Raw genomic sequence first — 14,574 nt, 5'->3', positions numbered from 1 at the left:
TGCCTTGGCATTCGATAAAACCTAGGCAGTACGCTTTTCTAGTCTGGCATAAAAAAAGCCATCGTGACGCCCCACCTCGGGAAACAGCTGACGGCCATGGCCGCTCTCGACACCCCAGGCAACATCACTAGGCGTGGTTACCCTGGCATCTGGCGTACGCGCCAGGAAGGCATCGATCTGCTTGGCGTTCTCTTCAGGCAGTACCGAGCAGGTGGCATATAACAGCGTGCCGCCTTCGCGCAGCAAGGGCCACAGATTATCCAGCAGCTGCTGCTGGAGCTTGGCCAGTTTACGGATATCCTCCTTGCGGCGCAGCGTCTTGATATCCGGATGGCGCCGGATAACGCCCGTGCCGGAGCAGGGGGCATCCAGCAGAATAGCCTCAAACGGCGTGCCGTTCCACCAGTCGCGCTGGGTGGCATCGGCATGCTGGAGATCAGCCGTTAGACCCAAACGGCTAAGCGTATCCTCTACTCGCGATAGGCGCTGGTTATCGCTATCCAGGGCTGTCAGGGCGATATCAAACTGCTCAAGCAGATGCGCGGTCTTGCCGCCGGGGGCGCTGCACGCATCCAGAACCTGTGCGCCGTGCCGTGGCGCCAGTACAGGGCCAAGTAGTGCGGCACAAAGTTGGGCCGCCTCGTCCTGTACGCTGACGTGACCCTCGGAAAACCCGGGTAGCGAGGTCACATCGCACGGTACGTTAAGCGTAATGCCGTCAGGCGCATGGGTGCATAGTTCTCCACTGAGCCCCTGTTCAACCAACCGCTCCAGATAGGCTTCGCGATCGTTGTGGTGCTGATTAACGCGCAGCGTCATGGGGCCGGGCTGGTTGTTGGCGTCAACAATCGAACGCCACTGCTCGGGCCAGGCGTCGCGTAGAGCATCCAGTAACCAGCGGGGATGGGCGAGCGCCACGCTTTCATCTTTATCAACAGTGGCCTGGAGTTCCTCGGACTCGCGCTGCAGGCGGCGTAGACAACCGTTGAGCACGCGTGTTGCCCACTCCTTGCCCAGCAAACGTGCGGCACCTGCGGTTTCACCCACCGCCGCGTGGGCGGGAATGCGCATGTACAAAAGCTGATAAATACCTACCAGCAGCAGGGCGTGGATATCACTATCACGCTTTTTAAAGGGTTGCTTTAAAAGGGTGTTAGCCAGGGCTTCCAGACGTGGCAGCTGACGGCAAGTGCCAAAGCAGAGCTCTTTTAACAGGCTCCGGTCTCGGGCCACCACGCTATGCTCATCCAGGCTGGCAAGAGAACCCTGCTGGGCAATAACCGGTGCCAAGGCACGGGCAGCGGCGGCGCGAACGTCCTGGCCACTGTTGCCTGAGGCGCGACCGTTCTGCGCGGGGCGTTTTTGGCTCATAAGGAGTCTCCTTGCTGGGTTTCTGACTGACCAAGGCGTGTGCCGGTAGTCAGGCGAGCGTGGCGGGCATTGAGCAGATCGCGGACCGCCATGGCCTTGCCGCCCGGCAGTTGAGCGGTGGTTATGCACAATACCTCACGGCCTTGTGCGCCGCAGGCAATGCGCAGGTAGTCTTCGCCGTGTTCCAGAAGCATGCCGGGTAGCGAAGGGGCATGTTCGCCTGGTTCAACGTTTGCCATAAGCAGGCGCAAGCGGTCGTCACCTAGCTGACACCACGCGACCGGCCAAGGGTTAAAGGCACGAATCTTGCGTGCCAGCGCCTCGGCGGGCTGGGTGAAATCAAGCTCGGCCTCGGCCTTGCTCAGTTTGGTGGCGTAGGTAACGCCTTCCTCGGGCTGAGGCGTGGCGCTTGCCGTGCCTTGGGCCAATTCATCCAGTACGTTGATCAGCGCAGTAGCGCCTTGAATGGCCAGACGGTCGTGAAGGTCGCCGCCGGTGGTGCGCTCGGTAATGGGGGTGCGCACTTCGTGCAACATGGCCCCAGTATCCAGCCCCGCATCCATCTGCATGATCGTCACGCCTGAAGCTTGATCTCCCGCTTCAATGGCACGCTGAATGGGAGCGGCGCCACGCCAGCGTGGCAATAGCGAAGCATGCACATTGATGCAACCCAGCCGCGGCGTATCCAGCACGGCCTGAGGCAGCAGCAAGCCATAGGCAACCACCACCATGATATCGGCATCCAGCGCTGCAAGTTCGGCCTGGGCGCCGGTATCTTTTAGTGTTTGCGGCTGATAGACCGGAAGGCTCTGCTCAAGGGCCAGCTTTTTAACAGGGCTAGGCGTGAGTTTGCGGCCGCGACCCGCCGGGCGGTCGGGCTGGGTATAAACCGCGACCACCTCATGCTTGCTTTCTAGAAGAGCAGCAAGGCTTGAGGCGGCAAAATCGGGCGTGCCCGCAAAAACAACGCGCAACTGTGACATGTAAATAGATACCTAATAACAAGAAAAGAAATAAAGCCCCGCGCTGACGATAAAGGCCGAGAAGCGAAGGTAGACAACAGTTGTTGTGATTACCGGGCTCCTCGGCCTGACACATTTTACACCGCGCTTTTTGAACGCCAGCTACCAAAACCGAAGTAAACTGTGGTAAAACCGTTTAGCCGTTATGCATCGTCCTGCATCAGCTTATGGCGTTTTTGCATTTTTTTCATGACGCGGTCGCGCTTGAGCGGTGAGAGGTAATCAACAAACAGTACGCCTTCAAGATGGTCGTACTCGTGCTGAATGCAGTGCGCCAGCAGGCCATCGGCCTCAAGCTCGTAAGCTTCTCCGTGACGGTCAAGGGCGTTGAGCTTGACCTTGAGATAGCGTGGCACTTCGGCGTAGTACTCAGGAATCGACAGACAGCCTTCTGAAAGCGGCTCTTTTTCTTCGCCGATGGGCGTGTAACGGGGGTTTATGAGTACCAGCGGCTGCGAGTTATCTTCGCTGACGTCCATCACGACAACACGCCGGTGCACGTCAATCTGCGTGGCTGCAAGGCCGATGCCGCGGGCGTCGTACATGGTTTCCAGCATATCGTCGACAAGCTGGCGAACTTCATCGTCGACGGTTTCCACCGGTACCGCCTTGGTGCGCAGGCGCTCGTCGGGAAATTCGAGAATAGGTAGTTTGGCCATGGGGTTACAATCACCGTTATGCAGAATCTTAGATAATCAGGCCGGCTAGCCGCGGCCTGCTACTTTCTTGATGATTACTATACCACGCTGGCAGCACTCCTGGGCATTGCCACACGGCCTGACAGGCAGCAAAAAGCGCGCCCGCCGCCGACTTGCATAGGCCAGTCTTTCACCAGCCTCTTCAAAGGAGCGCAATATGGCCATGCCGCCCAAGGCAGCTCACGTGAAAAGGGTAGCTCTGATAATGACATTATACGCGTTAGGGCTCGGCCTACTGCTGCTGTTCAGTGATCAGGCGTTAGGCGATGAATGCCAGCAGGTCGTCAAGCTATCCCCGCAAATACGCACAATAGCGCTGGGTGAGGCAGATCAGAAGGGGCGCTTTGCCGATTTTGCATTACCTCTTGCAAGCCTGGACGCTTTTTTGCGCGCGCACCGCGTGTTGGAGGAGGGCGATAACCTGCCAGAGCTTACTTACGTGCTGGCTGGAAATCAGCAGCGTCTGATGAGTGCCGCGGGGGATACGCTCTATGCGCGAGGCCGAGTGCCCCATGACGTGGCGCTTGGGGTCTATCGCCCGGGGGAGTCTTATCGTGATGTTGATGGCAGACTGCTGGGACGTGAGTTGCTCAAGGTGGGGGAGGCGCAGCACCTGCGAAGCGACGGCGACATTGCGCAGTTGCACGTACTCAAGGCCGACCAAGAAGTGCGTAGCAATGATCTGATCTTGCCCCTTGAGTATGACGGCGCTCGCCCGGCGCTTCAGCCGCACCCGCCTTTGAATGGTATCCGTGGGCGTATTGTTGCCGTGCCGAGTGGCATGCGGTTTGTCGGTCGTTTGCAAATGGTTGCTCTGGATGTGGGCACTCAGGATGGCTTGGAGCCCGGGCATATCCTTCAGGTTAACCAGCAAGGCACGTTGATCGACGACCCGCGTACCCAAGCGTCAGTTCAGTTACCCGCCACGCCAGCAGGGCAGGTGATGATTATCAAGCCCTACCAGCGGGTCAGCTATGCACTGGTGATGCAGACATCCAATGTGCTGGAAGTGGGCGACTGGGTAGTTACCCCGAATTGATCAATCAACTTTTATTCGCGTGATGCACTGTAAGGAGAGCCGATGGATACCAAGGAATGGCTAGTAATCAATGCCTTGCCCGGAATGGGGGCACTGCGCATACATCAGCTGGTGGCCCGCAGGCCGCGCTGGCCGGAAGGCTGGCTGGCGGTGCTGCCCAGTAATGCTGCCAACGCCTTAAGGCTATGGCTTGAACATCCTGAACGCAGCCCGTTACAGCAACAGGTCGAGGCGTCTATCGCCTGGCAGCAAAGCGGCCCCGGTCGACATATTTTGCATCGTCATCATCCCGCATGGCCGGCCCTGTTGGATGAAATAGATGACCCGCCTGCCGTACTCTGGGCGCAAGGTGATTTGAGTGCGCTTGAAGGGCCAAAGCTTGCCATGGTGGGGACCCGTAAGCCCACCTCGGAAGGTAGCGCTAACGCGCAAGGGTTTGCCCGCGAACTGGCGCGCCGCGGGTGGTGCGTGGTTAGCGGGATGGCGCTTGGGGTTGATGGTATCGCCCAGCGCGCTGCGTTAAGCGCCGGGGGGAGCAGTATTGCCGTGCTGGGCTGTGGCGTTGATGTTATCTACCCTGCCCGGCACCGTGATCTTCACGAACAGCTAAGCCAGATACCTGGCGGGCTGCTGCTTTCAGAGCACCCGCCGGGCACGGTGGCCCGGCCCGCCTTTTTTCCTCGGCGCAATCGCATCGTGACCGGGCTTTCCCTCGGCACGTTGGTGGTGGAGGCGACCGAGAAAAGCGGTTCGTTGGTCAGCGCGCGCTTGGCGCTGGAGCAGGGCAAGGAGCTGTTTGCCCTGCCGGGGTCGCTGCATAACATACAGGCGCAGGGTTGCCTGTATCTACTGCGCAACGGGGCGACGCTGGTGCGCCATATTGACGATATGCTTGAAGAGCTGCAGCAATGGGCAAGCACGTTCCTGCCGCCGCCTGCCGTTGAACAGCAAGTCCCCGCCGCTGGGGCAGATAAGTGTGAACCGCTGCCTGATACGCTGTTACATGACTTGTCGGGCACACCCACGCCGATTGATGTATTGGTGCAGGCGACCGGTGAAAGCGTCAGCGGCTGCCAGCAGCGGCTACTCATGCTGGAGCTTGATGGCTGGGTAGCCCAGCAAGCGGGTGGCTGGGTGCGTTTGCCCAGGCCGTGATAGGATGCAAAAAACCTCTTTATTGCCCGTTGCCTTGAGTAGAGCAGGAGTTGCCATGAAACCGGCTACCGACCTCGATACTGCCATTAATGCGCTGCACGCAGGTGGCGTAATTGCCTGCCCCACCGAAGCCGTCTGGGGGCTTAGCTGCGACCCCGATAATGACGAAGCGCTTACCCGATTAATGCGCATGAAAGAACGCGACCCGGCCAAGGGCGTTATTCTGGTGGCCGCGAGTATCCAGCAGTTCCAGCCCTGGTTAAATCAGCTTCCCTTGGCCCTGCATGCCCCACTGGCGTCCAGCTGGCCTGGCCCCAATACATGGCTGGTGCCGGATAACGGCCGCAGCCACGCCTTGGTACGCGGTGCTCACCAGCGCGTGGCGCTGCGGGTTACCGACCATCCATTAATGAAGGCGCTGTGCGAAGCATTTGGCGGCCCGTTGGTATCTACCTCGGCCAATCGCGCCGGGGAGCCGCCAGCCATGAGCAGTGACGAAATTGTCAGTATCTTTGGCCAGGAGGTTGCCGCTATTGTTGTCGGCGAGCTGGGAGGCAACCCGCGGCCCAGCACCATTCGCGATCTTGCCACGGGCCAGGTGCTGCGCTCATAGCCGTGACCACCTTCTTGTATGACGCCATGGCGGCGCGCCTGGGTGAGGCGCGCGCCGCGCAAAACCCAGGTCCCTTTCCTCTGGATGGTCTGGTGCGCAACATTCATGGCGACTTCACCCCCATGATGTGCGGCGGCATCAGCGCGCTGCTCTTGCAGATGTTGCATCCGCTGGCGCTGGCTGGCGTATGGGATCACTCAAGCTTTCGCCATGATATGGTCGGGCGGCTAAGACGCACCAGCGACTTTATCGCCACTACCAGCTTCGGCACCTTCGAGCAGGCCGAAGAGGCGATCGCCCGCGTACGTCGAGTGCACGCCAAGGTACGCGGCCACGCCGCCGACGGTCGCCCTTATTCGGCCGACGACCCGGACCTTCTCACCTGGGTGCATGTCGCCGAGATGAGCCGCTTCATGGCCGCCCACCTGCGTTATCGTAACCCCCACCTTGAGCGCGAAAGCCAGGATCGTTACTTTTTCGAGACCGCCTGTATCGCCGAGGCGTTGGGGGCGCGCAACGTGCCCGACAGTTGCGCCGCCATCGAGGCGTACCTTGACACTAAAAGGCGCGAACTCATCTGCGACGAGCGCACCCGGGAAGTCATACAAATATTGTTGAACGCCCCACCGCGCCATCTGATCTTTCGTCCGGCCGGTGCGCTTTTCATGCGTGCGGGTATCGATCTGCTTCCCGAATGGGCCGCTAACCAGCTTGAATTGGACATGCCTTGGATTCAGCGCCGTCTGGTGCGTGCCGGGATCAAAAGCGCCATGCCCATGATCAGCCGTGCGGTACGAAGCGGCGCCTACCGCCGGGCGCTCGCGCGCTTTCAGGCGCGGCCGTAGTGCTCAGAGGCTTGTCACCTTTTGCCGATTCGCCCTTCAACCCTTAAGCCTTACGCCTTACCATTGTCACTAACCCCTTAGGCACATTGTTGGAGATACCGTGGCCCACGAGCACCTGGATAACGTTAAGACGTACCTGCTTAACCTGCAGGAGCGGCTCTGCGAGGGCCTAGCCGCCGTCGATGGCCGTGGCGCATTCCGAGAAGACAGCTGGCAGCGCGAAGAGGGCGGTGGCGGTCGTTCACGGGTAATTGAACAGGGCCGCGTGTTTGAAAAAGGTGGTGTTAATTTTTCCCACGTATACGGCGCCCAGTTGCCGCCCTCGGCCACCGCGTCGCGCCCGGAACTTGCTGGGCGCAGCTTTCATGCGGTTGGGGTTTCCTGGGTACTGCATCCGGAAAATCCGCATATTCCCACCAGTCACGGCAACGTACGCTTCTTTATTGCGGAAAAAGAGGGCGAGACGCCCGTTTGGTGGTTTGGTGGCGGCTTTGATTTAACGCCTTACTACCCGGTCCTGGAGGATGTCGTGCACTGGCATCAGGTTGCCAAGGCCGCCTGTGACCCCTTTGGAGAGAATGTGTACGCCCGCTACAAAGCCTGGTGTGACGAGTATTTTTACTTGAAGCACCGCGACGAAACCCGCGGTGTGGGTGGGCTGTTCTTTGATGACCTGAATGCTGGCAGTTTCGAAGAGTGCTTCGCCTTTCAGCGCGCTGTGGGTGATAGCTTCCTGGATGCCTATCTGCCCATTGTCGAGCGTCGCCAGCATGACCCTTGGGGCGAACGTGAGCGCGAGTTTCAGCTCTACCGCCGGGGGCGCTATGTGGAGTTCAACCTGGTATGGGACCGGGGCACGCTGTTCGGTCTGCAAAGCGGTGGGCGCACGGAGTCGATACTGATGTCGATGCCACCTCTAGCGCGCTGGGAGTATGCCTATACGCCAGCGCCCGATAGTCCTGAAGCCCGGCTGAATGATTATCTGGTAGCCCGCGACTGGCTGGGCATTGAGTAAGGCTACCAGCTCGGCTGCGTAGCAACGTATGGTAACGTAAACACCGCATAGGAACGCGCTAATGAGTGACCTTTACTGCGTATTTGGCAACCCGATTGAGCACTCAAAGTCGCCATTGATTCATAACGAATTTGCTCAGCAAACCCATCAGGCACTTGAATATACGGCGAAACTAGCGCCTCTTGATGGTTTCGCTGACGCCTGGCTCGCCTTTGTGGAGAAAGGCGGCCGGGGCGCCAATGTTACCGTGCCCTTTAAAGGCGAGGCTTATGCGCTATGCGACACATTAAGCAAACGTGCCCAGCGTGCTAAAGCGGTCAATACGTTAACGGTCGGCGGTAACGGGCTTATCTATGGCGATAACACGGATGGCGTTGGTCTGATACGTGATCTGAAATACCACCACGTTACGCTGGCGGGTAAACGCGTGTTGGTAGTAGGCGCTGGCGGTGCCGTGCAGGGGATTCTGGAACCGCTGCTTGCTGAACAGCCCAGCGAGGTGATGGTGGTCAACCGCACCCCTGAAAAAGCCCAGCAGCTGGCAGAGGCTTTCGCCGACCTCGGGGAGCTTCACAGTGGAGGCTTCAAAGCGGCTAAAGGCCCGTTTGATCTCGTGATCAACGGCAGCAGTGCAAGCCTTAATGGCGATCTGCCGCCACTACCCGGTAACTTGTTTGCCGACGGCGCCTGGGCCTACGACATGATGTACGGCGCGGAAGAGACGGTGTTTCTGAAATGGGCCGGTACCCACGGCGCCAAACGGCTGGACGGGTTGGGAATGCTGGTTGAACAGGCAGCTGAAGCGTTCTTTTTATGGCGCAACGTGCGTCCTGATACCACCCATGTGCGCCAAACGCTGCGCCGGATGCTGAACGCCGGCTAACCGGGCTGGAAATCAAAAGGGCCGAGATCGCTCGGCCCTTTTGGCTGATTTTATCGCCAGCAGGCTAAAGTCGGCACCTCAGGGACGTTGACAGTTGGGCGTACGTCCGCTGCTGCGTGCCTGCTCATAGGTGGCAAGTGCGCTATCCATGTTGGCCTGCAGGCCTTCAATCCGCTGACCTTGGCTTGGGTGAGTCGACATCCAGGCGGGCGGCGCGCCACCGCCAGAGGCTGCCTGCATGTTTTCCCAAAGCGTTACGCTTTGGCGCGGGTCAAAACCTGCCTGGGCCATGAGGTCCAGGCCAATGATATCGGCTTCGCTTTCGTGGCGGCGTGAAAAGGGCAGGGCAATGCCGTATTGCGCGCCGAGGCCCAGTACGCCCATCAGCTGCTGTCCACCCGGGGTCTGCATGCCTGATGCGCTGGAAATCACCGATAGCCCAAGAGAGGTGGCATTCTGGGTTGAAGCACGCTCGTTGGCATGGCGGGCAAGCACGTGGCCAATTTCATGACCGACGACGGATGCCAACTGATCTTGAGTAGTGGCGATATTAAGCATGCCGGTGTTTACACCCATGTAGCCGCCGGGCAGGGCAAAGGCGTTGGGCTGTTCGGCCTTGAAAACACGCACTTGCCAGTCCAGGTTGCGCTGCTCGCCGGGAAGCACCTCAACAATCGCATCGGTGATGCATTGCACGTAGCGAAGGCTGGCTTGGTCAGCGGGAGGCACATCCTGCTGATATTGGGCGAATGCCTGCTGACCCATTTCGTTAAGCTGATCATCTGAGAGCAGCAGTAATTGCGAGCGCCCGGTGGGCGAAGTGGAACAGGCTGCCAGTGAGGCGCACAACGCGGTAATCGCAAATGGACGAAGCCAACGCATGAGATGGTTTCCTTATAGACGAATGAGTTCCCTGTACACAAGATAACCACTAAGAGCGGTAAATCAATCTCCCTAGTATAACGTCACTTGTCAGAGGATAGGTATGGACGCTGAACTGAGCCAACGTTTAACCAAGCTACTTGACCATGTGGATCAATGGTTACCTCCTGCCCCCGTCACGGTCGATTGGAGTACCCATGTGGCCGCCATCTGGCAGCGCCATCCGTTAGGCGGTCGGCTGGTGCCGGTGCCGCCGCGCGATGCCATGACCATGGATGATCTGCTGGGTATTGAGCGGCAGAAACTGGCGCTTTTGGATAACACCCGTGCTTTTCTGCAAGGCTTGCCGGCGAACCATGCGCTGCTCTGGGGCTCGCGGGGTAGCGGTAAATCGTCGGTGGTACGCGCGCTGCTTAACTCACTGGGCGGTGAGGGGCTACGCTTGATCCAGGTTGACCGACACGACCTGGCAAGTTTGCCCATGCTGGTTGAACAGTTGCGCCATGTGCCGCACCGGTTTGTGGTGTATTGCGATGACCTGTCGTTTGAAGGTAACGACGATGCCTACAAGGCATTGAAGAGCGTACTGGATGGCGCCCTAACCGGCCCGCCTGAAAACGTACTGCTGTATGCAACATCCAACCGGCGCCATTTGCTGCCAGAGTCGATGGACGACAATAGCGGTTCACAGCTCGTGGGCGAAGAGCTTCATCACGGTGATGCTGTGGAGGAAAAGATCTCGCTGTCGGACCGGTTTGGCCTGTGGCTGGGCTTCCACCCGTTCAGCCAGGCAACATACCTTGAAGTATGCGAGCACTGGGTCAGGCAGGTAGGTAAGCCAGGTGACTGGGATGACGCAGCAAGAGCTGAAGCGGTGCGTTTTGCCACATTACGCGGTGGGCGCAGTGGTCGTACGGCGTGGCAGTTTGCGGCCCACTTCGTTGGCCGCAAACGCCTGGAAGAGAAACATTAACGCTGCGGGATTAGCTGACCATCTTCGCCTACATTGAGGCGAATGGTGGGTGTTAGCAGTCCTGCGGGCAACGTCATGCCTAGCCCGCGTAGATCCCCCGGTGTGATAGCCAGTTGGCTACCCGCTGGCAGCTCGCCTTGAGAAGCGAGTTGCTTGGCTAGATTCAGCATTGGCGCCATCTTTTGGGTATCGGTACCCAGAATGTCAAACGCCACCGGCAGGCGCAGATTAGCGCCGTCACCTGGGGTTAATGAAACATCCTGCGTGTATTTCCCCTGCACAGGGTCAACGCCCGGCATATCCAGCGTCCAGTTAAAGCCTGACATGGCCACCGCAGGCATGCCAGCCGGTAATCCCAGCCCCATGGCAAGCGTTGCCTGAACCGGCAGGCTGCCAGCGCCCAGGCTTGAGGCCAGCAGGCTGGTCAAGTCGCTGGTATCCAGGCCTGCATTGATGCTGTAGGGGCCAATACGAACATCCTCAACGCCCAGCGATGTTACCGCCAAGCGGAACGCAAAAAGCCCTGTTTGGGGCAGTGCAAGACAGCCACTAAGCAGGCTGGCCAAACTAAGGGTCACCAGCCAGCGCCAGTGACGAACGGCATAACGCATAAGTTCCCTCCCAAGAAGGGCAATGATGGCAAAGGCCAACGTGATAGGCTAAAAAGCGCGGCTATTTGAGGGCCCGCAGGATTTTATGTCAAGCGAATTTATGACCGTGAAAACGTGATGAATAAGGTAGAACAAAAACGCCTGCTGGTTAAAGCAGGCGTTTGGGGGCGTAGAGCGCTTGGCAATTAGCGGCGCTTTTGGCGCGCCTCCTTGGTGCGGTTAAGCTCGCGCTTTTTGGCTTTCTCTTTATCGCTGGCCCCTGCCATTTGGTCAAATGGGTTATCGCCTGAACGGAATTCAAACCGCATGGGCGTGCCGCGTACCTTCAATACCTTGCGGAAAGTATTGATCAGGTAACGACGATACGCTTCGGGCACTGACGCGGTCTGATTGCCGTGCACCACGATAATTGGCGGGTTGCTGCCACCCTGGTGGGCCATGCGCAGCTTGATACGCCGCCCGTTAACCATGGGGGGCGGATGCTGGCTAACCGCATCTTGCAGCAGCGTGGTCAACCGGTTGGTAGACCAGTGCGCATTGGCCGCGTTGAACGCCCGATCAATGGAGGGGTACAGATCGCCCACAGCGGTGCCGTGAAGCGCTGAGATAAAGTGAATTTCAGCATAGTCGGCAAAGCCTAAACGGCGCTTGATATCCGAGCGCATCTTCTCTTTGGCTTCGCTTTCCAGGCCGTCCCACTTGTTGATCGCCAGCACCAGGGCGCGCCCGGTGGTCAGCACGTAATCCAGCAGGTGCAAGTCCTGCTCGACCAGGCCGTTGCGTGCATCGAGTACCATCACCGCCACATGACACTCTTTGATCGCATCAAGTGTCTTGATGATGGAGAACTTCTCGGCAATTTCGCTAACGTTCTTGCGCCGACGGATACCGGCCGTGTCGATCAGCACATAGGGTTTGCCGCGCCGCTCAAACGGAATCTCGATAGCATCCCGTGTGGTACCCGCTTCATCGAACACCACCACGCGCTCTTCACCCAGCAGGCGATTGACCAGGGTGGATTTACCCACGTTCGGGCGGCCGATCACGCCGATGCGAATGCCCTTGCTGCCGGTGTCGGCCGGAATGCTGGCATCGCGTTCGGGAAACGGTTCAAGCACGGTATCCATCAGTGTGGACACGTTACGCCCGTGGGCGGCCGCGATGGGCCACGGGTCGCCCAGGCCCAGCTTCCAGAAGTCGGCCATGGCCGAGTGCTCTTCAAGGCCGTCGGTCTTGTTGACTACCAGCCAGGTTTTCTTCTGGTTGACCCGCAAATGGTTGGCGATAGCTTCGTCGGCCACGTTCAGGCCAGCGCGGGCATCGACCAGAAACAGAACGATATCAGCCTCATCAATCGCGGCAAGCGACTGCTCGGCCATCGCCGCATCGATACCTTCTTCATCACCGCTGATACCGCCGGTATCAATTACGGTGTAACTCTTGCCGCCCAGCATGCCGTTACCATACTTACGGTCACGGGTAAGGCCGGGAAAATCGGCCACTAGCGCATCACGCGAACGTGTTAGGCGGTTAAACAGGGTCGATTTGCCCACATTGGGGCGACCGACCAAAGCAATGACGGGTGTCATGGAGTGACTTCCAGGGTTTCCAGGCGACCATTATTGGCCTGGACATGAATGGTGTTGCCATCAGTAACGGCGGGCACGCTAAGGCCGGATTTATGTACCCGGGTACGGCCCACGATGTTACCTTCACGCGCGTCGATCAGATGGACATAGCCTTCGAAATCGCCGAGTACCAAGTTCCCCGCTGCAAAGGAGGGAGCGGTGAGCCAGCGATCCTCAAGCTCATCGTTACGCCAGATTTCCTGGCCATTGCTGGCATCGAGTGCTACTACCTGGCTGTTGTCGGTAACGACAAACAGATAGTCACCTACCATCAGCGGCGTATGGCGGCTAGAGAGATTGCTTTCCCAGAGAACGTTGCCACGGGTGGCTTCCAGTGCCACGACCCGGCTGTTGTAACTGGTAATAAACAGGCGACCGTCAGGCGTAATCAACGGCTGGCCGGAAAGGTCGACAAGTCGCTCAACTTCGCTGCGCCCTCGAGGCGTTGCAATCTGCATATCCCAAAGGGGCTGGCCGCTGCGGTTATCAAGGGTAGCTAGGCGTCCGTTGGCAAGGCCCACGAACGTGACTGGTTCAATAACCGTCGGCGTGCCGGTGCCACGCAGTGTCAGTGCGGGCTGTGAGCTGGTGTATACCCAGCGCTCGGCACCCGTAGCGCGATCCAGAGCGGTCACTTGGCCATCGACGCTCTGTACGACCAGAAGCTGCTGATTGGCCTGGGGGGCGGCGAGCACTTCACTGGAAACCCGCGAGCGCCAGCTAACGCTGCCATCGCGCTGGTCAAGAGCGATCACTTCACCGTTGCGCGTGCCCAGGTAAACATGCCCGGCAATAGCGGTCAAAGCGCTTGAAATTGGTGTATCGAGCTCTACCCGCCATTCGCGCTCGCCACTATTGGCATCAAGCGCCATGACCAGCCCTTCAGCATCGGCGGCAAACACGGTGCTGCCTTCACGCGCCGGGGCGATGGGGTAGCGTGCCCGGCCCAGGCCGCTGCCAACATTCTGGCGCCACTGCGTTTCAAGCGTTGCGGTTTCATTAAAGCTGCGCAGCTCTTTAGGCGTGTAGGCGGGTTCGCCTTTACTGGCACAGCCTGCCAGCAGGGCAATGGCGGCGGCGCCGAACGTCACGCGCATGATCTGTTTGGGAAAACGCAGATTCATCATTGTGTCGCCTCCTCGGCGCCGAGATCGTCAAGCTTGAATTGCACGCCGTAAAGCGTTTGATCCTGCTGTTGGGCAAGCGCCAGTGCGTTCTGCCAGGCGCTGCGCGCCTGCTCGGTCTGGCCAAGCGCTGCATGAGCATCGCCGCGTACGTCAGCCTGTTGAGCGGCCAGGGATTCGCTGATGGGCTCATCAAGCAGCTCAAGCGCAGCATTGGGGTTGCCGGAGGCTACTTCAATACGCGCTAAACGCAGCCAGGCAAGGCTCTGCACGTAGCGGCGCGATGAACCGTCGGCCACTTGCTCAAGTGATGCCTTGGCGCCTTCAAGGTCATCCTGCTGCACCGCCAGGCGGGCATCCAGCAGTCGGGCGAGATCGGCATACAGCGTCTTGCCGTAATCATCGGTCAGCTCAGCAACCAGTTCGCGGGCGCTGGCGGTCTGCTGCTCGTCCAGCTCCTGGGCCGTTGCTATGCTGATCAACTGCTGGTAGCGGACCGAGGCGGCTTCTGACTGACCTTCCTGGTAGTTCTGCCAGGCGTTCCAGCCAAACACACCCGCAGCCGCCAGCACGGCACCTGCAATCAGCGAGGTACCGTTCTCTTTCCACCAGCGTTTGACGATATCCAGCTGCTCTTCTTCGCTTCGATCCGCCACGGGCGGTCTCCTATTGCATAAAATCGCCGCTACCTAGCGACGATAAGTGATTGGTAGGC

15 protein-coding genes are annotated in these 14,574 nt (G+C 59.1%); 7 read left to right on the top strand and 8 right to left on the bottom strand.

The window, feature by feature from the left end:
• Positions 1-21 precede the first annotated feature (21 nt).
• The 3 genes from rsmB to def all read right to left on the bottom strand — a co-directional run bounded on the left by rsmB (position 22) and on the right by def (position 3,052).
• Positions 22-1,371, bottom strand: a complete 1,350-nt coding sequence (rsmB, locus tag ELY38_RS02830) for a 16S rRNA (cytosine(967)-C(5))-methyltransferase RsmB (RefSeq protein WP_127059984.1) — start codon at positions 1,369-1,371, stop codon at positions 22-24.
• Positions 1,368-2,354 (bottom strand): methionyl-tRNA formyltransferase, encoded by a 987-nt coding sequence (gene fmt, locus ELY38_RS02825; RefSeq protein ID WP_127059983.1) that lies wholly within the window; start codon positions 2,352-2,354, stop codon positions 1,368-1,370. Before fmt ends, rsmB begins: the two co-directional genes overlap by 4 nt.
• Positions 2,355-2,536: 182 nt before the next feature.
• Entirely contained in the window at positions 2,537-3,052 is a 516-nt protein-coding gene (def, locus tag ELY38_RS02820; RefSeq protein ID WP_127059982.1) for a peptide deformylase, read from the bottom strand.
• 196 nt (positions 3,053-3,248) lie between these two features.
• Between def and ELY38_RS02815 the strand changes: the two genes are divergently transcribed.
• The 6 genes from ELY38_RS02815 (at position 3,249) to aroE (ending at position 8,641) form a co-directional block, all read left to right on the top strand.
• Positions 3,249-4,130 carry a peptidoglycan-binding protein gene (locus tag ELY38_RS02815; RefSeq protein ID WP_127059981.1) on the top strand — a complete coding sequence of 294 codons (882 nt, stop codon included), beginning with the start codon at positions 3,249-3,251 and terminating at the stop codon, positions 4,128-4,130.
• A 42-nt stretch (positions 4,131-4,172) separates the two neighbouring features.
• Positions 4,173-5,285: a DNA-processing protein DprA gene (gene dprA, locus ELY38_RS02810; RefSeq protein WP_127059980.1), complete on the top strand. Its 1,113-nt coding sequence runs from the start codon at positions 4,173-4,175 to the stop codon at positions 5,283-5,285.
• Between the two features lie 55 nt (positions 5,286-5,340).
• Positions 5,341-5,898, top strand: a complete 558-nt coding sequence (gene tsaC / locus ELY38_RS02805) for an L-threonylcarbamoyladenylate synthase type 1 TsaC (protein WP_127059979.1) — start codon at positions 5,341-5,343, stop codon at positions 5,896-5,898.
• 2 nt (positions 5,899-5,900) lie between these two features.
• Entirely contained in the window at positions 5,901-6,743 is an 843-nt protein-coding gene (locus ELY38_RS02800; RefSeq protein WP_127059978.1) for an oxygenase MpaB family protein, read from the top strand.
• Positions 6,744-6,843: 100 nt separating this feature from the next.
• Positions 6,844-7,758, top strand: coding sequence for an oxygen-dependent coproporphyrinogen oxidase (gene hemF, locus ELY38_RS02795; RefSeq protein WP_127059977.1), 915 nt, complete (start codon positions 6,844-6,846; stop codon positions 7,756-7,758).
• Positions 7,759-7,819: 61 nt separating this feature from the next.
• Positions 7,820-8,641 carry a shikimate dehydrogenase gene (gene aroE, locus ELY38_RS02790; RefSeq protein ID WP_127059976.1) on the top strand — a complete coding sequence of 274 codons (822 nt, stop codon included), beginning with the start codon at positions 7,820-7,822 and terminating at the stop codon, positions 8,639-8,641.
• A 78-nt stretch (positions 8,642-8,719) separates the two neighbouring features.
• Here the strand turns inward: aroE and ELY38_RS02785 are convergent, their stop codons facing one another.
• The gene (locus ELY38_RS02785; RefSeq protein WP_127059975.1) at positions 8,720-9,523 is read right to left on the bottom strand and encodes a M48 family metallopeptidase; all 804 of its coding nucleotides are present in this window, start codon (positions 9,521-9,523) and stop codon (positions 8,720-8,722) included.
• A gap of 103 nt (positions 9,524-9,626) precedes the next feature.
• On the opposite strand from ELY38_RS02785, the gene ELY38_RS02780 reads away from it, so the two are divergent.
• The gene (locus ELY38_RS02780) at positions 9,627-10,496 is read left to right on the top strand and encodes an ATP-binding protein (RefSeq protein WP_127059974.1); all 870 of its coding nucleotides are present in this window, start codon (positions 9,627-9,629) and stop codon (positions 10,494-10,496) included.
• On the opposite strand, the gene ELY38_RS02775 is transcribed toward ELY38_RS02780, so the two are convergent.
• The 4 genes from ELY38_RS02775 to ELY38_RS02760 form a co-directional block, all read right to left on the bottom strand.
• Positions 10,493-11,107 carry a hypothetical protein gene (locus ELY38_RS02775; protein WP_127059973.1) on the bottom strand — a complete coding sequence of 205 codons (615 nt, stop codon included), beginning with the start codon at positions 11,105-11,107 and terminating at the stop codon, positions 10,493-10,495. The two genes, ELY38_RS02780 and ELY38_RS02775, sit on opposite strands and share 4 nt — an antisense overlap.
• 185 nt (positions 11,108-11,292) lie before the next feature.
• Positions 11,293-12,696 (bottom strand): ribosome biogenesis GTPase Der, encoded by a 1,404-nt coding sequence (gene der / locus ELY38_RS02770; protein ID WP_127059972.1) that lies wholly within the window; start codon positions 12,694-12,696, stop codon positions 11,293-11,295.
• On the bottom strand, positions 12,693-13,862 hold the full coding sequence (gene bamB / locus ELY38_RS02765; protein WP_127059971.1) for an outer membrane protein assembly factor BamB: 1,170 nt from the start codon (positions 13,860-13,862) through the stop codon (positions 12,693-12,695). The genes der and bamB overlap by 4 nt, the downstream gene beginning before the upstream one ends.
• Entirely contained in the window at positions 13,859-14,515 is a 657-nt protein-coding gene (locus ELY38_RS02760; RefSeq protein ID WP_127059970.1) for a YfgM family protein, read from the bottom strand. The genes bamB and ELY38_RS02760 overlap by 4 nt, the downstream gene beginning before the upstream one ends.
• Between the last annotated feature and the right edge of the window lie 59 nt (positions 14,516-14,574).

It is taken from the genome of Vreelandella nanhaiensis, assembly GCF_003990185.1.
GTDB classification, from domain to species: domain Bacteria; phylum Pseudomonadota; class Gammaproteobacteria; order Pseudomonadales; family Halomonadaceae; genus Vreelandella; species Vreelandella nanhaiensis.
The sequence above is the reverse complement of the archived record's forward strand: the minus strand, read 5'-3'. Positions and strand labels throughout refer to the sequence as shown.

What these genes read in the sequence shown, in the direction of transcription:
- rsmB (WP_127059984.1), bottom strand. Translation starts at nt 1,371, where the DNA reads ATGAGCCAAAAACGCCCCGCGCAGAACGGTCGCGCCTCAGGCAACAGT.
- fmt (WP_127059983.1), bottom strand. Translation starts at nt 2,354, where the DNA reads ATGTCACAGTTGCGCGTTGTTTTTGCGGGCACGCCCGATTTTGCCGCC.
- def (WP_127059982.1), bottom strand. Translation starts at nt 3,052, where the DNA reads ATGGCCAAACTACCTATTCTCGAATTTCCCGACGAGCGCCTGCGCACC.
- ELY38_RS02815 (WP_127059981.1), top strand. Translation starts at nt 3,249, where the DNA reads ATGGCCATGCCGCCCAAGGCAGCTCACGTGAAAAGGGTAGCTCTGATA.
- dprA (WP_127059980.1), top strand. Translation starts at nt 4,173, where the DNA reads ATGGATACCAAGGAATGGCTAGTAATCAATGCCTTGCCCGGAATGGGG.
- tsaC (WP_127059979.1), top strand. Translation starts at nt 5,341, where the DNA reads ATGAAACCGGCTACCGACCTCGATACTGCCATTAATGCGCTGCACGCA.
- aroE (WP_127059976.1), top strand. Translation starts at nt 7,820, where the DNA reads ATGAGTGACCTTTACTGCGTATTTGGCAACCCGATTGAGCACTCAAAG.
- ELY38_RS02785 (WP_127059975.1), bottom strand. Translation starts at nt 9,523, where the DNA reads ATGCGTTGGCTTCGTCCATTTGCGATTACCGCGTTGTGCGCCTCACTG.
- ELY38_RS02780 (WP_127059974.1), top strand. Translation starts at nt 9,627, where the DNA reads ATGGACGCTGAACTGAGCCAACGTTTAACCAAGCTACTTGACCATGTG.
- ELY38_RS02775 (WP_127059973.1), bottom strand. Translation starts at nt 11,107, where the DNA reads ATGCGTTATGCCGTTCGTCACTGGCGCTGGCTGGTGACCCTTAGTTTG.
- der (WP_127059972.1), bottom strand. Translation starts at nt 12,696, where the DNA reads ATGACACCCGTCATTGCTTTGGTCGGTCGCCCCAATGTGGGCAAATCG.
- bamB (WP_127059971.1), bottom strand. Translation starts at nt 13,862, where the DNA reads ATGATGAATCTGCGTTTTCCCAAACAGATCATGCGCGTGACGTTCGGC.